Source organism: Flavobacterium sp. TS_SC_5 (assembly GCF_056156265.1).
This window is the reverse complement of sequence record NZ_CM149588.1, coordinates 2,184,371-2,207,354: the sequence shown is the minus strand read 5'-3', so window position 1 is coordinate 2,207,354 and position 22,984 is coordinate 2,184,371. Positions and strand designations below refer to the sequence as shown.

Genomic DNA, 22,984 nt, shown 5'->3' with positions numbered 1-22,984 from the left:
GTTCAATGATCGGTGACTGTTTAAAGAGCGATAATTAAAAATATATTAATCTCCAATTACGAAAGTAGTTGGAGATTTTTTTTTTAGAAATAAACGCAAAAACCAACCATTGAAATTTGGATTATTTGTAAATTTACGAGTCCAAAAGCCAACAAAAAATGACGCCAAATTTTTTTAAAGAAAGTCCGTTCAAAACCTTGATTTCATTTCATAAGCTTATCGAAGCTTTGGAAGAAATTGCCATAAGCAATGTAGATTATCGAGCAAATTATGCTAAAGCATTACTAAAAGAAATAAAGCCCTTTCCTGAATTTAGAACTGGCATAGAAAATTTGGATTTGATTCACGAAAACGAAACTTTAATCCAATATTTACTGGCTGATTTATTCCCAACGGCTTTAACAAACAATGAAATTAAGGCAGTTACGATTCCATTTCAGAATTTTACTTTTAATTATACAGAACGCTTCAAAAAAATTGTAAATGAAGCAGGTGTATTATTTGACATGGCCATTCGGGATTTTGATGAACATCAATTTTATGTGATGAGTTGTACGCTGATTTTGAATCAGTTTTACGGTCAGAAAATTGATTTTAATAAACCTTTATTTTACGATATTCCAAATAAAAAAGGAATTATGAATCAGTATCGTATTTTGTATAATGCTGATTTTTTAGAAATAATTGCAACTGATAAAGCACCAAAACTATCACAAGACGATATTGATTTGTTAATGGATAATTATGACGACATTGCTTTGTGGAAAGAAAAATTTCCTGTTGAGAGTTGGATTCTAAAAGGTTTTGGTATCGCTATTTTGTTTGATGCAACAACCGAAAGTTCTATTTCCAAGTTGAAAAGTAATCTACTGAAACCGGAAAGAGAACAAATAACGCTACAGGAAAATTTCGAATCTATTTTTCGTTCCATTTTCAAAATAGGCGATTTAAGAGTTGGCGTCATTGTTTACAATGCAGAGGAAGATAAATTTGTAAAACCAACGTTGAATGACACTAGTTTGAGCAGCTTTATTCTTTCAACTGAAGAAGAAGTACCTTGTAAAAACGCATTATTGGGTTGTTCTTTTGAAAATTTATTAGAAAACAACAAAGCCATATCCATTTCTAATGTTGAAAAATTTGCTCGCGAACCCGGAAACCAAATATTTGGTAGTCATTTATTAAACCAAAACATTCACAGTTGTATTTTTGCGCCCATTACAAAAAACGGAATGCTTTTAGGAGTAGTTGAGCTTGTTTCAGCCAGTCCGAGAGAACTGAACAGCATTAATGCAAGCAAATTAGACTTGATTTTACCTTATTTGATTGATACGGTGGAACGATACAACACGGATATGCAAAACCAAATTGAGGCAATAATCCAAAGAGAATATACGGCAATTCACCCCAGCGTATATTGGAAATTTCGTAAAGAGGCACAGAAATATTTTCAAACGCAGACCCGAGATTACATTTTTAAAGAAATTGTTTTCAAAGAAGTTTATCCTTTATACGGACAAATTGACATTAAAGGTTCTTCAAATCACCGAAACGAAACCGTAAAGGAGGATTTAAAAAACCAGATGAATGCGCTTATCCAAATCTTTGACAATCAAAAAACAAAGACGAATTTAGTTTTATTAGAACAACGAAAATTCGAACTGCAATCGCTTCTAAAACAACTAGATTCGCCTTTGAAAGCAGATACGGAGCAACAAATTCAGCTTTATATTGAAAATGAAATTCATCCCATTTTAAGAAATACCAATACTGATTTGGCCGGAGAAACTTTAGAAAAAAATTATTTTGATAGTTTGGATGAAAAATCCGGCATGTTTTATCATTCGAGAAAGAAATTTGATAACGCCATGTCGATTATCAATAAAAAACTTGCTTCAATTCTTGATAAAAAACAAGCCGAAGCGCAAAATATCTATCCACATTATTACGAACGTTTCAAAACGGATGGTGTAGAACACAATCTTTACATTGGATCTTCCATTGCGCCATCAAAAGCTTTTGACGCCATTTACCTTCATAATTTAAGGTTGTGGCAGTTGCAAACCTTATGTGAAATGGAATTGGAACATCACCAATTGAAATATTCTTTACCGTATGAGCTCGATGTAACTTCATTGATTTTAGTTTTTAGTTCTCCCATTTCCATCCGATTTAGAATGGATGAAAAACGTTTCGATGTCGATGGTACATATAATGCCCGCTATGAAGTGGTAAAAAAACGCATTGACAAAGCCAATATAAAAGGAACAAAAGAGCGGATTACTGAAAAAGAAAAAATCACAATCGTTTACTCCCATAATAACGAAGAAACCGAATATTTGAATTACGTCAAGTTTTTACAATTCAAAAATGTTTTGGAACCTATCATTGAACAATTTGAAGTCGAAGAATTGCAAGGAGTTTCAGGTCTAAGAGCCATTCGAGTAAAAGTTAGCAATAAAAATTCCGACGAAACTCAAAAAAGCTTTTCATATCAAGATTTGTTGGATGAATTAAATTAAGCTGACACCATTTTGAAAGCAATTACAAATGCAATTACAGATAAAACAATTCCTATCATAAAAAAATTATAAGCAATTCGTAATAAACGGTATTTTTTTTCGAGAACCACTCCTAAAAAATACAAATCTTTGATCATAGAATTATAAAGGTATTCCTTGTCTTTCATCATTTCATTCATGGCCCACTGATATTCTGCCAAATCCATTTTATAAAAATTTCCAAAAAAAAGTAAATTCACTTTTTTGTCTTCGATATCTTGACGAGTAAAAATCCCCTTAGTCACTTTTGGTCGTGTGGAAAGTATTGCAAAAATAATGGTGGTCACACTGGACATCAACATAATAAAAGTAGGAATCATCAGGTGCGCATTACTTGGGCTGTCTAATTTTGGGATCAAAGTAGAAAGAGCAATAGAAATTATAATAGCATTTACCGAAAGTAAGATGTTAGCTTTACTATCCGCAATACCGCTTAAACTGGTATGATTGTTCAACGTTACCCGAAACAAAGTATCAATAGCACGATCAGGCTTTTCCTCCTTTTCGCGTTTTTTTAATTCCTTGTCTAATTCTTTATTGGTATTCAATTCCATTTTGTTTCTTTTTTTCTGCAATCTTTTTATATTTTTCTCCTTTAATGCTTGCCAATTTTCAAGAGCAAAATCAGTATAATATTGATGTCTGTTCGATAAAAAATCTATGTTTTCAGCTACCCAATCGGCATCAGAATATGTTTTTTGATTTACATTCTCCCATTCTATTCGCAACGCATTACAACTTGATGCATACTCCTCAGTGGAAAGATGATAGTAATCCGCATCTTTAATTATTTTTTCAGAAGGCGTTTTTGGCAGATATCCATACGTTGTAGAACGAATTAAATCAGACACTTTCGCTATATAATCAGCTGATTGTTTGTAATCCGTTAAGAAGTTTGTAGCTATTGCAGCGCTACTTTCTTCATGATTGCAGCAACCGTTGATGTATCCCGTATCATGAAACCATGCAGCAACGAGCAAAATTTCTTGATCAGATGACACTATATTTTGAGAATCAGAGAGCTTATTAACAGCGGAAACAACATCAATTGTATGCTTTAGATTATGATAAATATATAAGGAAGAAAGTTTATCTTTGAACAATTTTTCAACAAAGTCTTTGGCTTGTTCTACTACATTCATGGACATATTTTTACACTACTAAATTATGAAATTATTTTCGGATAATTGTTTTATTAGATTCAATAAAGCAGGTTTTATACTATTCTTTTCGGGATTAATTTTACAATCATGTGCCACTCATCACGCACAATTTGGAAAAAACATCAAAAAACCAGTTACTCTGAACGCGACAGACAGTTCAAAAATTGCGCATACATTTTATTTAATTGGCGATGCCGGAAATACCAATGAAACAACCGCAAAACAAACACTGGCAGATCTGGAAAATAGATTAAAAAAAGCAACAGAAAACACAACTCTTTTATTTCTTGGTGATAATATTTATCCAAAAGGATTGCCCAGTACTGAACTTACGAATGAAAGAATTATTGCCGAAAGTAAACTGATAAACCAACTGAAACTGTCTAAAAATTTCAAAGGGCAAACTATTTTTATTCCAGGAAATCACGATTGGTACAGCGGTATAAAAGGACTGGAACGTCAGGCAAAATTTGTTACTGAATACCTCAACGATAAAAAGTCATTCCTTCCTAGAAAAAGCTGTGGTATTGATGATTTAGAAATAAATAAAAATCTGGTGCTAATTACAATTGACAGCCAATGGTTTCTGGAAGACTGGGATAATAGTCCCACTATTAACGATGATTGCACGATAAAAACCCGAGAAGCTTTTTTTGTCGAATTTGAAGATCTTCTAATTAAAAATCAAGAAAAAACAGTCGTTTTAGCGCTGCATCATCCATTAATGAGTAATGGATCTCATGGAGGACAATTTTCAGTAGAGAAGCAACTTTTCCCATTGGAACAAAAAATTCCACTTCCGGTTTTAGGTTCTGTTGCTAATTTTTTACGAAAAACCTCCGGTGTAAGTCCGCAAGACATTCAAAACAAACAATACACCCTTTTTATAAAAAGAGTAAAAACACTGTTACAAGGTCAGGATAATGTTATTGTAGTTTCCGGTCATGACCACAATTTACAATACATTGAAAAAGACAATATCAAACAAATTATCAGTGGCGCGGGTTCCAAATCAGAAGCTGCAAGAGCAATTTACCCCAATGATTTTTCTTATGGCCGCAATGGATATGCCACTTTAGCTGTTTATGAAAATGGAGCCGCAAAAGTTTCTTTTTTTGGTAAGGAAGACAACAAAGAAAAACTTATTTATGAGCAATTGGTGTTGGATGAAAAAGACGATCATAACACCCAAATTTCCCCTAATACATTTCCAAAAACGACCACTTCAAGCATTTATACGAACAAACAAACTAAGAAGTCAGGATTTTACAGATTCTTCTTTGGAAACCATTTTCGAAAATATTACAGCCTTCCAATAGCAGCATCAATAGCGACCATTGATACCCTTTTTGGCGGACTGCAACCCAAACGTTCCGGTGGCGGCAATCAGTCAAATGCATTGCAACTCACGGATAGAAACGGCAAGGAATATGTTATGCGAGCCATGAAAAAAAGTACCACGCGTTTCCTGCAAGCAATAGCATTCAAAAACCAATATATTCAAGACGAATTTGAGAACACGTATGCTGACGATTTGTTATCTGATTTTTATACAACAGCCCATCCTTACACTCCTTTCGCTGTGGGGAATTTAGCTGCAAAAATTGGTGTGGCGCATACTAACCCGAAACTGTATTATATTCCAAAACACAAAGCCTTAAAAAATTTCAATGCTGATTTTGGTGACGAATTGTATCTTGTTGAAGAACGGCCAACGGACAGCCAGATTGGGGTTATTAGTTTTGGCAATCCTCTAGCCATTATCAGCACGGAAGATGTAATGAAAAATCTTCACAAAGACGAAAAATATTCAGTCGATGAAAGTGCTTATATCAAAGCACGATTGTTTGACATGCTCATTGGAGATTGGGACAGACATGAAGATCAATGGCGCTGGGGCGAATATCAGGAAGGAAAGAAAATTATTTACAAGCCAATTCCGCGTGACCGAGATCAAGCATTTACAAAGTATGATGGTGCTTTGCTGTTTGTTTTAATGAAAAACGTAGCATTGCGTCACATGAAACCCTTTACGGAGAAAATGTCAAATGTCAAATTGATGAACCGTGAACCATACCCGTTAGATCTCGCCTTTATAAAAAGTGCCGATGAAAATGAGTGGATCAAACAAGCAAAATACATTCAGGAAAACCTTTCAGATGCGGATATTGATGGTGCTTTTACAAATTTACCAAATGAAGTTCAAGACGAGACAATCAAAGACATCAAGCGCAAACTCAAACTGAGAAGAAATGAATTGCATCAATCTGCTTCAATATATTATTCAGTATTGCAACACACCGTCTTAATTGTTGGGACAGATAAAAAAGATAAATTCATAATTCAGAACAAAGAAAAAAACAAACTTGAAATCCAAGTATACCGAGTAAAAAATGGGGCAGAAGAATTGCAATACGCTAAAAGTTTCACCGCTAAAAAAACAAAAAAAATATGGATTTATGGATTAGATGATGATGATATTTTTGAAGTAAATGGCACATCAAAATCAGGAATTAAAATACGATTAATTGGAGGACAAAACGAAGATTCTTATTCCGTAGCAAATGGAAAAAAAATAAAAATTCATGATTTTAAATCAAAAGACAATACGTATAATTTAGATTCTAAAAGTAAAATTTTGTTATCTAACGACTATGAAACGAGTTTGTACGATTATAAAAAACCAAAATACAATTCCTTTTCAGCACTACCAAATATTGGTTTTAATCCTGATGACGGTATCAAATTAGGAATTGTCAGTGGTTACCTTGTCAACGATTTTAAACAAAATCCATACACTCAGAAACACAGCCTGAAAGCCAATTATTTCTTTGCCACAAAAGGATATGAACTGATTTACACCAGTAATTTTCCAAAATTATTTGGCAAGTGGGATTTAGATTTTGAAGGCCGATTCACGAGTCCTAATTTCACCATCAATTATTTTGGTTACGGAAATGAAACTGTGAATAATGATGATACTTTTGGAATGGATTTCAATCGCGTTCGTATCAAAATGTTGAAAATTATGCCATCCATAAAAAAAGTAGGCAAATACGGCAGTGCCATCCAATTTCAAACTAGTTTTGAAAGAATCACTGTGGAAGAAACCATGAATCGCTTTGTTGACATTTCGGGAGATATAAGTCGAACTGTTTTTGAAAACCAACAATTTGCCGGAGCAACCTTAAAATACAGTTTTGAAAATTACGATGTTCCCTCCTTCCCGACCATGGGAATGGGATTTTCTATTGCGGGTACCTGGAAGATGAATTTAGAGGATACCAAAAGAAATTTCCCTGCCATAGAAAGTAAACTGAATTTTAACCATAAGATTGATGCCAACGGAAAGCTAGTTTTAGCCACGATCCTTAGGGGAAAAATGGTATTGAATGATAATTTTGATTTTTTCCAAGGTGCGACTTTAGGCGGTGACTACGATTTGAGAGGATTTAGAAACGAACGTTTTTTAGGAAACCGATCTTTTTATCAGAGTAGTGATGTACGCTGGAACTTAGGCAAAATAAAAAGAAGTATTATTCCGATGTCTTTCGGAGTTTTGGGAGGTTTTGACTACGGGAGAGTTTGGTTAAAAGGCGAAAGTTCAGAGAAATGGCACCAATCTTTTGGCGGTGGATTATGGCTTAACGGCCTAAATGCATTGACGGCAAGACTGACTTATTTTAAAAGTGCAGGTGAAGAAGCCCGAATTGCTTTTGGGCTAGGATTTGGATTTTAACATTTTTATGGAAACATCGTAAACGTTTCCTCCCAGACTTTTGGTTCTCTCATCGGCAATGAACAACCGATCATTGTCGGTGAAGCAAGCCGCTTCTTTTTGGGAAAAATGATCTAATTCTAATGCTGTTTTTGTACCCTTTAGAAAATTATCCCCATAAAAATTTTCAAATAAAAAGAGTTTATCATGAGTTAGAACTGCAACTTTAGTCTCGTCAGGGCTAATCGTTGCACTTGTAATAGCACAAGAATTATACGCGTCACATGTCTTGAATTCCCCCATTAAAACCGCTTGATGAAAACCGGGCGTATTTGGAATTTTATACAAAAATGCGGTTCCATCAAATCCTTTACTTCGGTTTTTAGTAAAGAGATAGAAATTATTTTTAAACTCAAAAAAACCTTCCACGTCATAAAACAATTCAGTTTTTTTAGGAGGGAAATCTTTTTGCTCGGGATAGGCAAAGGAAACTTTGTAAACCGGATTTGTGCCTTTAGAAGTTAAAGCGTTTTTATCGATTTTATAAATGCTTAAATCCTGTCTTTCATTATCATTATTCCCAAAATCTCCAATATACAAGTTTCCCTCGACGTCTTTTGTAATATCTTCCCAATCGATATTCTCTGTGTTTTCGATGGTAATCATTCTCTCAATTTTGCCATTAGAATCTAATCCATAAATTGTATTGGCATTCCCACGGTCTTCCAAGGTCCAAAGTAAATCCGTTTCAGGACTGTATATTATTCCTGAAACTTCTTTTAATTTGTTGGGCAAAGCATAAAGAGTTGTCAAGGATTCAGATTCTTGCTGACAAGCAAACAGAGTAAAAACAATGACAAAAGAGCAATATTTTTTCATGTGATGGAAACGATTATTAATAGTAAATTTTGATGCTAAAATGATCCCTAAATACAATAACGAGTTAAATTCTATTCTTGAATACCTTATTTCCTTTGAAATTTCGAGTAATAAATTCGAATGCTGCAGCCATGATGTTACCCATGGATTTAGCCTTTTTAAAATTCAAATCATTCGTATAACGGTAGAGTTCCATTTGCAATTGTTTCAAATGAGATTCTGGCGCAAGTTCATCCTCACCCATAATTTCTAATAATCTGTTAATTCTGTTTTCGGCAGAAAGAATTCTTTTAGCCAGCACAGATCTTTCTTCATCTTTATATTGTTCGATAGAACTGTTTTGAAGTTTGTCTTTGACCAATTTTACCATTGGATAATTTTCTTTAAAAAACTGTGGACGATAGACTTTGAAATTTCCTTCATAACACTGTTGGTCAAAATCGATAGCGCGGATTTTATAAACTACCTGATCAAAATCATGCGTAGGAACTATCACATAATTATAGGAACGCATGTCTCCTAACAATCGAATCATGCAACGCTCATTGAACTTTACAAATTCTTTGGCTATTTGTGATTTCTCGGTTTCTGTACAATCAGCCAGTAAGGTTTTGATAAACACATCGCCGGGAATTCCCATAATGTGCTCTTCTATCAAAGTATCTTTGTAGACTAAAAAATTTATTTTATCAGGAGAAAGAATGTGTTCCAGTTCTAAGCCATACACTCGGGAAGCATCTGCTTTCTTGATATAAAAATGAGTGTAATTGTCATTGAGAATATTTCTTACTTTTATACGAAAAGGCTTCGAATTTCCAAAAGTGCAATAATCGATAGAATCGACATTTAGGAATTTGATAATTCCCAAATTTCCATCGGAGTGCAACAGCGAATAGATTTTTTTTAGATTTAAATCAATTTCTTCTCTTTCAAATTCATTGTAATACACCCTAATCCATAAAGTATCTTGATCGTTTTTGTCATACACCGTCACAGAGCCCGAAAAGCGTAATAAATCATCATAAAAAATAGAAACTTTAGATACCCGATCAAAGCGTTCCAAATACTCCAAAAGGGAATCATTTATAGGATAGGAAGGCTTTTTGAAAAGCATTATTGGCTCACTCATTTGAAAAAAGTTTAATACAAAATTACAATAAATTAACCTGTTCATTGGGAATAATTTCGAAATATATACCCGTTTCGAATTAAATGATTTTAAAGAGAAAACAGGTTGAAATTTAAAAAAAGAAGGTAATATAATCATCTAAATTAGTTTAGAATCCCAAAAAAATCTTTGAAGCACCCTCTCAAATTTTCATCAATTAAAGACTAGAAATAACATTAAATCCTACAGAAAAAATAAACTGAACAATCTATTTCAAAATTGTAACAAAAAAAACAAACGTATTTACTGTTAAATCTATAATACGTTATCTATAAATTATAGTTGGGACTTGGAAAAAAAAAGTCTTTTTATGTTAAAAAAAAATGACACCGAAGATATTAGCTTTATATTTGGAAGCCCCCAATGCCTTAAAATATTTAAAACCTACTAATGACAGAAAAACTTGAACTCTATTTCAAGGCTGCGCAATCAGCCAAGATTGGTATTTGGAAAATGAATTTAGAAACCAATTACATTTTCTGGGATATGGTTACAAAACGTATTCTGGAAGTTTCCGATGATTTTGAGCCTGTTTACGGTAGTGGAATAAGTTTTTACACTGCTGGCACAAATAGAGAGCGAATTACAATGCTTATTGATAAAGCAATAAACGAGGGCATTTCATTTGAAGAAAAATTTGAAATAACGACGGCAAAAAACAATATTAAATATGTAGAATGTATTTGTCAAGTAGAATTTGTGAATGGAAAACCTTCCAATTTATTAGGGACTTTTCAGGATATTACAAATGAGCAAAATTTAATTAATGAGCTTCAACTTAATGTAGAAAAATTTTCATCTATATTCTCAAGTGCTAATGACGCTATTTTCATCATTGACACTTCTAATGGGGTTATTACCGATTGCAATCCGAGATCCGAAGAACTCACCGGATATCAAATTTCTGAATTAAAAGGCTTACACAATTCCAGACTTTTTCCAGAGGAACACAGAAAAGAGGTTCGATATTTTCTTAAATATAATTTAGACAGGAATCAATATACTGTAAATGAAACGTATATCGAAACTAAATTTGGAAAATCAATTCCTGTCGAAATAGCATCCGGAAAGAAATTTCAGATGGGTGACATCACGTATTTAGTATGCTATATCAGAGATACCAGTGAAAGAAAAAATGTTGAAAATAAATTGAATATGCTTTCTCTTGCTGCTTCCGAAACTACAGATACAATTGTAATTGCTGATCCAAAAGGAGTTGCTGTGTGGGCAAACAAAGCTTATCTGGATCTGACGGGTTTAGAAATAGAAGAAGTCATCGGACAAAGACCAGGTTATTTATCCAAAGGTCCTGAAACGGACGAACAAGCTACTTTATTGATGAAAAAAGCAATCAAAAATAAAGAAAGTATAAAAATCACGATACTCAATTATACTAAAAAGAAAGAAAAATACTGGTTTGAGTTGAATATCACAACAGTGTTTGACAGTCACAATAACTTTGTCAATTTCATTGGTGTAGGACGAAATGTTACTTCAAGAATTGAAAAAGAACTAGAACTCAAAAAACTATTAGAAGTCACGAGCAGTCAAAACAACAAATTATACAATTTTACACATATTGTTTCCCATAACATCCGTTCACATACCAGTAATCTATCTATGGTTGTTGATGTGATTGAAAACACAGATGATGTTCAGGAGAAACTTTCGTATTTTGACCTGTTTAAAGAAGGAACCGAGAAACTAGCGGAAAGTATTGAATATTTAAACGAAATTATAACCATTCAACAAAAAACAAATATTGAAAAGAAAGGAATTCGTTTAAAGCAAGAAATTGAAAAAACAAAAAAGTCATTACGCCTAGCGATAAAAGAAAGCAAAATACAAATCACTGACACCATCCCTGATGATTTGATTGTAACTGCAATTCCCGCTTACTTAGACAGTATTTTACTAAATTTGTTTACGAATGCCATAAAATACAAATCACCAAGACGAAATGCTACCTTAACAATAGGATTTGAAATTATTAAAAATTATATCGTAGTCAATTTTAGAGACAATGGTTTAGGATTAAATTTAGAAAAAAACGGTCATAAACTTTTTGGAATGTATAAAACGTTCCACGGTAACGAAGATGCTAAAGGAATTGGCTTATTTATAACCAAAAACCAACTAGAAGCCATGGACGGCAAAATTGAAGTAGAAAGTGAAGAAGGTCAGGGTTCTAATTTTAAAATTTATTTAAATGAAAAATAAATTGACATATATCATTGATGATGATAAATTAACTGTGAAATTAATGAGTATTCTCATTTCAAAAAATGATTTTTGTGAGGAAATCCAATCCTTTTATAATGCACAACATGCGATTGATAAATTAAAACAAAATGCGCTTGAAGACGGATTTTTACCCGATGCTATTCTGCTGGATCTGAATATGCCACTTATGGATGGATGGCAGTTTTTAGATGAATTTATTTTGTTAGCCATAAAAAAAGAAATTTCTATTTTCATCATGACTTCTTCTATAGATCCTGCAGATATTGAGATGGCAAAAAAATATAGCGTCGTTAAACAATATATTATGAAACCCATAACAGCCGAAAAATTAAATGCGCTTTGCATCTTAATTGGAGAAATAAACTAATTCCGATTAAATAGTAACAAATTCCTTTCTTGTTCGTCCTATATAAAATGTAAAAGATGAACCCATTGGAAACAATACTTTCAATAAAAAACCTCAACAAGCGTTATGGCGCACTTCAAGCCTTAAAAAACGTTTCTTTTGATATTCATAAAGGCAATGTGTACGGAATTTTAGGTCCCAATGGCAGCGGAAAATCTACAACTTTAGGTATCGCCCTGAATGTTGTCAATAAAACTTCCGGAGAATACAGCTGGTTTGGTGGCACAATGGAAACCCATGAAGCGCTAAAAAAGGTGGGTGCAATCATAGAAAGACCTAATTTTTATCCTTACATGACTGCTAAGGAAAACTTAGAACTAGTTTGCAAAATCAAAGGAATAAACTATGCTAAAGTTAACGAAAAATTAGAATTAGTTGGCTTGACTGATCGCCAAAACAGTAAATTCAGTACTTTTTCTTTAGGAATGAAACAACGCTTAGCCATAGCCTCTGCCCTATTGAATGATCCTGAAATTTTAATTCTGGACGAACCCACAAATGGTTTAGATCCTCAGGGAATTCATCAAATAAGAGATATTATCAAACAAATTGCCGCCAAAGGAACAACAATTTTACTCGCTTCCCACTTATTAGACGAAGTAGAAAAAGTATGTACTCATGTTTTGGTTTTAAGAAAAGGAGAAATTTTATATACCGGATTAGTAGACGGAATGTCGGCAAACGAAGGTTTCTTTGAAATACATGCTGATGACATTGACAATTTAATAGTAGTGGTACAAACACATCCTGCCGTAAAAAAGGTTGTGAATGAAGAAGGAAAGGTTTTAGTTTATTTAAAAGATGATTTAGACGCAAAAGAATTAAACCGATTTCTTTTTGAAAAAAATATTGTATTAAATCACTTGGTTAAGCGAAAAAATAGCTTGGAAGAACAATTTTTGGAATTGACAAAAAATCAATAACAACGGTCTTACTAATCGCACCCTTTTATAACATAAATCACAATTTCATAATGAAACGACTTCTCTCAATAGAACTTCAAAAAATCTGGAAAAATAAAGCAAGCCGGGTTCTGACTTTGACCTATTTTATACTTTTAACTTTTATAGCTCTTATCGCCTCGATAAAATTTGATTTGGGTATTTTCAAATTTCATCTGGCAGAGATGGGAATATTCAACTTCCCGTTTATTTGGCATTTCAACACGTATATTGCAGCTGTGTTAAAATTGTTTTTGGCAATCGTAATCGTTTCCATGATGGCAAACGAATACAGTTATGGAACACTTAAACAAAATTTAATTGATGGAATGAGCAAGAAGGAATTCATTCAATCAAAATTTCTAACCGTCGTTTTATTTGCAACAGTATCTACCGTTTTTATTTTTGTAATGTCACTCCTCTTAGGATTTAGCTTTTCATCGTACACTGAATTAAGTATTGTATTCTCGGATTTAGAGTATCTGATGGCCTATTTCATAAAATTGGTTGGGTTTTTCTCATTCTGTTTGTTTTTAGGAATATTGGTCAAACGTTCTGCGTTTGCACTAGGATTTCTGTTGGTTTGGAATATTATCGAAGGAATTATCAAGGGAGTTTTGACTTTCAAAATTTTCCCTGAAAGTAAAACAGCAGCCTCAATTATGCAATTTTTTCCATTAGAATCAATGTCGAATTTAATTGTAGAACCCTTCACCCGATTGTCCGTGGTAAAAAACTTGGGAACACAAATTGGCTTGGATAATATGAAAAAATACGATGTAGAATTATCATCCATTGTTATTGTTTTGTGCTGGACGGTGATTTTCATTTTCCTTTCCTACCGGTTATTAAAAAACAGAGATTTGTAGTATCTTTATGTTTCTATGACTGGTATAAAAAAAATATTACTTTATATTTTCATCTGTTGCATTTTTACTAATGCAACTGCACAATCTATTACAGTAAACGACTCGTATACGGCTAATCAACTTGTAGAAAATGTTTTAGTAAATAGTTCCTGTGCCACCATTATGAACCCAACAGCAACTGGGGATAATTATTCTGGAAGTCAAAAAAGTTATGCTTATTTTAATGCTGCTGCCAGTACTTTTCCGTTCAAAGAAGGAGTAGTTTTAAGCACATGGACCAGTCAAAATTCTGTAGGTCCATTTGTAACAAACAGAGGTGGCGGCGACTCGCGTTGGGCTGGTGATTCTGATTTAGAACAAGCGTTAAATTTAAATCAAACATTTAATGCGACAGTTCTTGAATTTGATTTTGTTCCGTTGACTAATTTCATCAGCTTCAATTATATCTTTGCATCCAATGAATATCAATTGTATTTCCCTTGTCTGTATTCAGATGGATTTGCTTTTTTAATTAAAGAAAAAGGTAGTAATGAAGCCTATAAAAATATAGCAGTAATACCCAACACTGCGATTCCGGTCTCCTCAACAAATGTGCATCCCCAAATTTCTCCATACAATACTGCCAGCGGACTCATAGCAGGATGTCCTCCATCCAATGAAAACTATTTTGGCGGATATAATGGTAGTACCAGCCCAATAAATTACAGCGCCCAAACCGTGGTTTTGAATGCTCAAAGTACTGTTATTGCAGGCAGGACATATCAAATCAAATTAGTCATTGCAGATGATGAAAATGAAGATTATGACTCAGCTGTATTTCTTGAAGCAGGTAGTTTTTTGCCAAAAATCGACTTAGGACCAGATCGACTACTGACAACGAATACTGCCATTTGCTTTGGCGAAAGCTTTACAATCGATCCTAAATTGCCATCAAATTACACGTACCGATGGTACAAAAATAATGTGCTTTTACCAGAAAACACACCAACTTATAACGTTACCAGCCCCGGAATTTATAAAGTAGAAGTGTTGCTTACCTCCAGTTGTATCGCTACTGAAGAAATAAAAATCGAATATATTCCAGAAATCGATTTAAAGGACACTACCCTTTCACAATGTGACGATGATGCGGATGGAATTACCATTTTTGATTTGACTAAAGTAGATGCCATTGTAAAAAATAACATTCCAAATCTAAGTGCGGTGGTTTATTATAATTCTTTGGCTGATGCCAAAGCAAAACTGAATCCAATTACTAATGCCACTTCTTTCACAAATACTGTCGCAAATCAAATCGTATTTGCAAGAGTGACCAATACATTGGGATGCGAAAGTTTTGCAACAGTAGAATTAATTGTTTCTACTATTGTAATAGCTCCACAAAATCCTATTGCAACTTGTGATGTCGATGGTTCCGAGGATGGATTGGCTCAATTTGACTTAAATTCGCAAGTTACGTCTCAAGTTTTAGCAGGATTACCAGCAGGATTAGTAGTTAAATATTATTTGAATACCAATGATGCTGTCAGGGAACAAAATGAGTTATCTACTCTTTTTAAAAATACGATTCCAAATCAACAAACGATTTTTGCTAAAATTTTAAACGGTCCTGATTGCTATTCAATTACAGTCATTACTCTTGAAGTAAACTCTTTTGATCCGCCTAATTTTCAAGATGAATCTTTAATACTATGTGAAGGTAACACAATCAACTTAACTGTTAATACTGGTTTCTCGAGCTATTTATGGAGTACACAAGCTACAACAAATAACATAACAATTGATTCTCCTGGAACATATTTTGTTACCGTAACGAATGAAAAGGGATGCCAAAAAACAAAAAAATTCATTGTTTCTCTTTCCGGAATTGCAACAATTACCGGAGTAAAAGTAAATGATTTTGCCAGAAATGAAAATTCAATTACAATTGAATATACCGGAATTGATGCCTATGAATTTTCAATTGACGGTGATTTTTTTCAGGATAATTCAACTTTTGAAGGCGTTGCTCCAGGCGAATATTTACTCTTCGCCAGAGATAAAAATGGTTGTGGTTTATCGCTTCCTTTTACAACTTATATTTTAGATTATCCACGTTATTTTACTCCAAATAATGATGGGTATAATGATGTTTGGAAAATTAAAAATTTGGAGACACTTCCAAAATCAACATTGTACATATTTGACCGTTACGGAAAGCTGCTGAAACAGTTAACTGTTTCATCGAATGGTTGGAACGGAACTTTCAATGGTTCGGCGTTACCTGCTGATGATTATTGGTTTCATTTAAATTTGGAAAATGGCAGAACAATAAAAGGTCATTTTTCATTAAAAAGATAATGTAAAATTTGCTATTTTTAGCAAATGAAAAAAACTTTACTATTCCTTTTTATTCTTTTTTCCATAAGTTGTTTCTCGCAGTTTAGCAAAACACATTATATCCCACCATTGACCTGTTCTAACAATTTAGCAGGTGATCAGTATTTATATATTTCTACACCCAGCACCAACAATGTAAATTTCAAAATTATAGCAAGTGGAGGCAACACCATAACAGGTGTAGTAACAAATACTAATCCCTATATTTACTTTATAGGACAAGGACAAAATACGCAAATATTCATTCCAAAAACTAATACTGGTGTTGTAACAACTAAAGGATTTATAGTAGAAGCCGAGGATTTAATTTATGTAAGTGTTCGTGTTAATGCAGGATTTTCAGCTCAGAATAACTCATACAATCATGCGGGAGGATTGGTATCAAAAGGGAACAGTGCTTTAGGGAAAGAATTTAGATTGGGAGCAATGTTAAATCCTCTATACGATCCGAGTCTGTTGAATTTTGCTTCAATACTATCAACAGAAAACAATACAAAAGTCATTATTTCAAACATTCCTATTGGATCTGTACTATCTGACGGAACCATTGTCAATGGACCTCTAATTGTTACATTAGGTAAAAATGAAAGTTATGTTTTAGCTTTGGAAAATTACAACACAACTGTTTCTAATAGTTCTAAAATGATTGGTGCTCTAGTAGAATCGGATAAACCTGTCGTAGTTAATTCAGGTTCTTTTGGAGGGAGCAACAGTTCATTTCTTAACGCGCAAGGAAATATACCCGGAAGAGATGTAGGTTTTGACCAAATTGTTCCGACAGAAAAAACGGGAAAAGAATATATTTTTGTAAAAGGATTAGGAAGTGATGATTTAGAACAGGTTTTATTAATTGCAAATGTTGATAATACTAAAATTTTTATCAACGGATCAACAACTTCCCTTGCTCCTATTAATAGCGGACAATATACTGTACTCGATGGAAGCCAATTTATTGATGGAAACTTATATGTTTCTACGACCGAAAACGTATCTGCTTACCAAAGTATTGGAGGTGATTTTTCTCCTGCTAACCAAAATTTATTTTTTGTACCGCCATTAAATTGTGCAACACCCAATATTGTAGACAATATACCAGCCATTCAGTCAATAGGAAGTACCTTTTATAATGGAGGATTGAACATTGTAACTGAGACAGGTGCTACGGTAACAATAAATAATAATCCTATCAATACAACCGCTGTTCCTGTAATAGGGAATACCAATTATGTAAGATATTCCCTTTTTAATTTGACTGGAAATATTGCTGTAAAATCCACGAGACAAGTGTACGTATCTTACTTTGGAACAAATGGAGCTGCAACTTATGGTGGCTATTATTCCGGATTTGATACTAAACCAGAAATTGTTACTGATAAAATTACTGTATCTAATTTAGCTTGTATCCCAAATGTTGTCCTCAAAATAAGCACTTTATCCTCTTACGATACGTTTCAGTGGTACTTTAACGACCAAATAATTGATGGTGCAAATTTAAATTCATACACGCCCTTAATTCCTGGATATTACCAAGTGAAAGGAAGTATTGTGGGTTGTCCAACTACAGTTCCTATTTTCTCAGATAAGATTCCGGTAAGCGACTGTCCATTAGATTCAGATAATGACGGAACAAATAACAACATTGATATTGATTTGGATAATGATGGAATAATTAATAATCGTGAAGCCAATATATCGCTGTTCAATCAGTCAAATCCTATTGCAAGTACACATTACAATGCAACAACATCAGGAAGCGGAACGGTTACCGGTAAACCATTGTACGGATTTGTATCACAAGTACCTGCTGGAATTACAAATTTCGCAACTTACACGTTAAATTTTACCAAAACAGAAAGTATCAGCATTAATTATATAGCACAGGATAATCCAAACCAAATTACTGATGTTTCTGAATATCTAAATGCAGAAGGCGATTTTATAATAAAAGTGCCGACAGATAAAACCATTACTTTGACAGATCCTCAAAACCAATTATTGGTAGATACTAACTATGACGGAATTTACGAAAGCGGTGTAACTGAATTTTCTTCCTTTGAAATCCGATTCCGATTAAAAAGTACTATTCCACTACTACCTGGTTTAGGAAATTTTCAATTTTCATCTTATCTTACTAATTCAATATCATTCAGTCATATTAATCTTTCTGAAACCACCGCAAACAAAGCTATATTCATGATTAGCCATACAGAAACATTTGATTCAGATTCTGATGGATTTCCCGATTTATTAGATATTGATAGTGATAATGATGGGATTCCAGATACCGTTGAGGCGCAAGGAAAAGGATTTAAAGTTTTTTCAGGAATAGACGGAAACAAAAATGGTTTGGACAATGCTTTCGAACCAGGCATAATTCGGATTGATACCGATGGTGATTTAATTGCGGATCATCTTGATTTAGACAGTGACAATGATGGTATTTATGATTTAGTTGAATCAGGTCATAATGCTATCGATTCCAATCAAGATGGAATTATTGACGGAGGTTCTATTCTTTTTGGAGCGAACGGACTTTTAGACGTCCTTGAAACAGCTGCGGATAATGGCAAAATCAATTATACTATTTCTGATACCGATTCCGATGGAACGTTTAATTACATCGATTTGGATAGCGATAATGATGTTTGTTTTGATGTTACAGAAGCCGGTTTTACAGATAGTGATACTAATGGAATCTTAGGCAGCAACCCAACAACTGTGAATCAAAAAGGCAAAGTTACCAGCGGCATAGGCTACTCGACCCCAAATAACAATTATATAATTGCCGCACCAATAGTAATTACCTTTCAACCGGTTGCAAATCCTACCTGTGAGTTAGAAAACACAACAATTACTGTTGCTGACAATGGCGGGAATACCTATCAATGGCAGTTATCAACTGATGGAACAATTTGGAATGACATCTTGAATACTGTAAACTATCAAAACACCACTACAAACACATTGGGATTGATGAATATTACTAATGCCATGAGCGGTTACAAATACAGAGTAAAATTAGAAAAAACAGGAAATTCATGTGGCTTGATTTCTAATGAAACTACTTTGACAATTTATACTTTACCAGTCGTAAATAGGGTCACAATAGTACAATGTGATGACGATACAGATGGATTTTCAGCTTTTAATCTAACGGTAAAAAATAATACCATTTCTGCTAATTCAGCGTCAGAAACATTCACGTATTACACTTCACTTGCTGCTGCTGAAAATGAAGATTCCACGGATTTAATTTCCAATCCTTTCGCATTTACAAATACCATTGCCGGAGGTATGACAGTTTGGACACGGGTAACAAATTCAAATGGCTGTCATAGCATCACTGCAATTGATTTGATTGTATCTACTACACAAATTCCAGCATCATTCAGCATAACTTTCAGTAATTGCGATGATTTAGGTTTGAATAATGATGATACAGATGGCGTTGCTACTTTTGATTTTAGTAACGTTACTACAGAAATCACAGCCATTCTTCCACCCGCCGCAACACCTTACTCCATTCAATATTACAAAAATGAACAAGATGCACTATCCGAGAGTGATGAAATAACAAATACTTCAAACTATAGAAATGAGGGATATCCAAATGAACAAAAAATATGGGTTCGCGTCGAAAGTACGGCTGATAATGCATGCTATGGTCTGAGTCCAAAAGTTACCTTAACCGTAAATCCAAAACCAAATATTGATACGAATGAAGATTTAGAAGAAAATGAATTAGTTTGCTCTAACCTTCCCACTTTCTTTGTAACATTAGATGCTGGAATTCAAGATGGTTCACCAACTACTGATTATACCTATGTCTGGTCAAAAGATAATATCGTTCTGACAAATCAGACAAGTTATACTTTAGATGTAAATCAGGAAGGTAATTATGCTGTAGAAGCAATGTCACTTGAAGGCTGTAGCAGAATTAGAACTATACAAGTAACCGCTTCAGATGTTGCAAAAATTACTAATATTACCATTACAGATTTATCGGATGTAAACTCCATAACTATAAATGTTAGTGGGCAAGGAAAATACGAATACAGTCTTGATGCTCCGTCCGGACCTTTTCAAGATTCTAATTTCTTTGACAATATAGCCGCTGGAATTCATGAAATATACATTAATGACAAAAATGGTTGTGGGACGGTGAGCCAAACTATAGCTGTCATTGGAGTACCTAAATTTTTTACTCCAAACGGAGACGGCCAAAATGATTATTGGAACGTAAAAGGAGTTAATGCAACTTTTAATGCTAATTCTACCATCTATATTTATGACCGTTACGGCAAGTTGCTAAAACAAATTACGGCTTCAAGTCAAGGTTGGGACGGTACTTTTACAGGACAGCCTTTACCCTCTGATGATTATTGGTACGCTATAAAATTAGATGACGGAAGAGAAGCTAAAGGCCATTTTAGTTTAAAGAGATAGTTAAGCTTTAGGGCATGCCACCATAAAAGGAAAGGGCTACTCATTGCAACAATGAGTAGCCCTTTCCTTTTATGATGTCGGGCTATCCACGCTACTTCGGTAGCTAGTTCCTATCCCTCATGCAAATCTATAATAATAAAGAAATCTAATTTTAACAATTACAATTATCCTGTCAAAAAAAAAGCCATTCGAATTAACGAATGGCTTTTCAGTTTTATAAAAAATAGAATTAGATTTTAAATCTTTTTCTATCTGTTTCTGTCAAATATATTTTTCTCAAACGAATAGATTTTGGAGTTACCTCAACATATTCATCTTTTTGAATGTATTCTAAAGCTTCCTCTAATGAGAAAATAATTGGAGGAATAATTCTTGCTTTTTCATCATTTCCAGAAGAACGAACGTTAGATTGTTTTTTCTCTTTAGTAACGTTTACACACATATCATCACCACGAGAGTTTTCTCCAATTACCTGACCTTCGTAAATTTCAGCATTTGGTTCAACAAAAAACTTACCACGATCTTGTAATTTATCAATTGAATAAGGAATAGCTTTTCCTTTTTCCATAGAAATCAACGAACCTTTGTTACGTCCAGCAATTTCTCCTTTGTAAGGCTCATACCCAATAAAACGGTGTGCCATAATAGCCTCACCAGCAGTAGCAGTAAGTAATTGATTACGCAATCCAATAATTCCACGTGATGGAATATTAAATTTTACAATCATACGGTCTCCTTTTGTTTCCATACTTAGCATTTCACCTTTACGCATAGTAACAAACTCAACCGCTCTACCCGAAAGTGTTTCTGGTAAATCAATAGTTAATTCCTCAATTGGCTCACATTTTTTACCATCAATTTCTTTGATGATAACTTGTGGTTGACCAATTTGTAATTCATATCCTTCTCTTCTCATTGTTTCAATAAGAACAGACAAGTGAAGTACTCCACGACCAAAAACCATGAACTTATCAGCTGAATCAGTTTCACCCAATTTCATTGCTAAGTTTTTCTCTAATTCTTTATTCAAACGATCTCTAATGTGACGAGAAGTTACAAATTTACCTTCTTTACCAAAGAAAGGAGAGTCATTAATGGTAAATAACATACTCATCGTTGGCTCATCAATAGCAATTGTTTTCAATGCTTCCGGGTTTTCAAAATCAGCGATAGTATCTCCAATTTCAAAACCTTCTACTCCAATGATTGCACAAATGTCTCCAGCAACCACTTCTTGTACTTTTTTACGACCAAGTCCTTCAAAAGTATGAAGTTCTTTAATTCTAGATTTCATTACTGTACCGTCTCTTTTTACTAATGAGATTGGCATTCCTTCTTTCAAAACACCTCTTTCTAAACGACCAATAGCGATACGACCAGTAAATGCTGAGAAATCTAAAGATGTAATCAACATTTGAGGAGTTCCTTCAGAAACTTTAGGAGCTGGTACATTTTCGATAACCATATCTAACAATGCTTCCACATTGTCCGTTACGTTTTCCCAATGGTCAGACATCCAATTATTTTTAGCTGAGCCGTAAACAGTTGGAAAATCCAATTGCCACTCTTCAGCTCCTAATTCGAACATTAAGTCGAAAACTTTTTCATGAACTTCTTCAGGAGTACAGTTCTCTTTATCAACTTTATTGATTACAACACAAGGTTTAAGACCTAAGTCAATGCTTTTTGTAAAACAAAACGTGTTTGTGGCATTGGTCCTTCAAAAGCATCTACTAGTAGACAAACTCCATCAGCCATGTTCAATACACGCTCTACTTCACCACCAAAATCGGCGTGACCAGGAGTATCGATAATGTTGATCTTTGTTCCTTTGTATACTACAGAAACATTCTTTGAAGTAATAGTGATACCTCTTTCACGCTCTAAGTCGTTGTTATCAAGGATTAAGTCACCTGTGTTTTCGTTGTCACGAAATAACTGACAGTGATACATAATTTTATCAACCAAAGTTGTTTTACCGTGATCGACGTGGGCAATAATTGCAATGTTTCTAATAGATTCCATCTGTGATTTTTAATGGGTGCAAAGGTACACTTTATTTTGATATAAAAAATATTTATCCAATAGTTTACATATTGTTAACAGTTTATCTCTTTTAGCAAAATTAATATTAATTAAAATTTTACAGCAACCAAAAAAATTAACCCGCATCAAAAACATCGAAAAAAAAGAACCTGATATTCAAATTC

General features: G+C 33.7%; 11 protein-coding genes and 1 pseudogene. 8 read left to right on the top strand and 4 right to left on the bottom strand.

Features of this window, described 5'->3' with window-relative positions:
- Positions 1-158 precede the first annotated feature (158 nt).
- Positions 159-2,522 carry a GAF domain-containing protein gene (locus AC0J6S_RS09795; protein ID WP_474953636.1) on the top strand — a complete coding sequence of 788 codons (2,364 nt, stop codon included), beginning with the start codon at positions 159-161 and terminating at the stop codon, positions 2,520-2,522.
- On the opposite strand, the gene AC0J6S_RS09790 is transcribed toward AC0J6S_RS09795, so the two are convergent.
- Positions 2,519-3,703, bottom strand: coding sequence for a Pycsar system effector family protein (locus tag AC0J6S_RS09790; protein ID WP_474953635.1), 1,185 nt, complete (start codon positions 3,701-3,703; stop codon positions 2,519-2,521). The genes AC0J6S_RS09795 and AC0J6S_RS09790 overlap by 4 nt on opposite strands.
- A gap of 25 nt (positions 3,704-3,728) precedes the next feature.
- Between AC0J6S_RS09790 and AC0J6S_RS09785 the strand changes: the two genes are divergently transcribed.
- Positions 3,729-7,463 carry a metallophosphoesterase gene (locus AC0J6S_RS09785; RefSeq protein ID WP_474953634.1) on the top strand — a complete coding sequence of 1,245 codons (3,735 nt, stop codon included), beginning with the start codon at positions 3,729-3,731 and terminating at the stop codon, positions 7,461-7,463.
- Here the strand turns inward: AC0J6S_RS09785 and AC0J6S_RS09780 are convergent.
- Both AC0J6S_RS09780 and AC0J6S_RS09775 read right to left on the bottom strand, forming a co-directional pair.
- Positions 7,446-8,321, bottom strand: coding sequence for a hypothetical protein (locus tag AC0J6S_RS09780; protein WP_474953633.1), 876 nt, complete (start codon positions 8,319-8,321; stop codon positions 7,446-7,448). The two genes, AC0J6S_RS09785 and AC0J6S_RS09780, sit on opposite strands and share 18 nt — an antisense overlap.
- 64 nt (positions 8,322-8,385) lie before the next feature.
- On the bottom strand, positions 8,386-9,450 hold the full coding sequence (locus AC0J6S_RS09775; RefSeq protein WP_474953632.1) for a hypothetical protein: 1,065 nt from the start codon (positions 9,448-9,450) through the stop codon (positions 8,386-8,388).
- A 429-nt stretch (positions 9,451-9,879) separates the two neighbouring features.
- Between AC0J6S_RS09775 and AC0J6S_RS09770 the strand changes: the two genes are divergently transcribed.
- The 6 genes from AC0J6S_RS09770 to AC0J6S_RS09745 all read left to right on the top strand — a co-directional run bounded on the left by AC0J6S_RS09770 (position 9,880) and on the right by AC0J6S_RS09745 (position 20,774).
- Positions 9,880-11,709, top strand: a complete 1,830-nt coding sequence (locus tag AC0J6S_RS09770) for a PAS domain-containing sensor histidine kinase (protein WP_474953631.1) — start codon at positions 9,880-9,882, stop codon at positions 11,707-11,709.
- Positions 11,699-12,100, top strand: a complete 402-nt coding sequence (locus tag AC0J6S_RS09765; protein ID WP_474953630.1) for a response regulator — start codon at positions 11,699-11,701, stop codon at positions 12,098-12,100. Before AC0J6S_RS09770 ends, AC0J6S_RS09765 begins: the two co-directional genes overlap by 11 nt.
- Positions 12,101-12,165: 65 nt before the next feature.
- Positions 12,166-13,062, top strand: coding sequence for an ABC transporter ATP-binding protein (locus AC0J6S_RS09760; protein WP_474956349.1), 897 nt, complete (start codon positions 12,166-12,168; stop codon positions 13,060-13,062).
- 50 nt (positions 13,063-13,112) lie between these two features.
- Complete coding sequence (locus tag AC0J6S_RS09755) at positions 13,113-13,949, top strand: ABC transporter permease (RefSeq protein WP_474953629.1); 837 nt, start codon at positions 13,113-13,115, stop codon at positions 13,947-13,949.
- 15 nt (positions 13,950-13,964) lie between these two features.
- Positions 13,965-16,289 (top strand): choice-of-anchor L domain-containing protein, encoded by a 2,325-nt coding sequence (locus AC0J6S_RS09750; RefSeq protein ID WP_474953628.1) that lies wholly within the window; start codon positions 13,965-13,967, stop codon positions 16,287-16,289.
- A 24-nt stretch (positions 16,290-16,313) separates the two neighbouring features.
- Positions 16,314-20,774: a T9SS type B sorting domain-containing protein gene (locus AC0J6S_RS09745; RefSeq protein ID WP_474953627.1), complete on the top strand. Its 4,461-nt coding sequence runs from the start codon at positions 16,314-16,316 to the stop codon at positions 20,772-20,774.
- Between the two features lie 229 nt (positions 20,775-21,003).
- On the opposite strand, the pseudogene typA reads toward AC0J6S_RS09745, so the two are convergent.
- Positions 21,004-22,799: pseudogene (gene typA / locus AC0J6S_RS09740) on the bottom strand (translational GTPase TypA).
- Between the last annotated feature and the right edge of the window lie 185 nt (positions 22,800-22,984).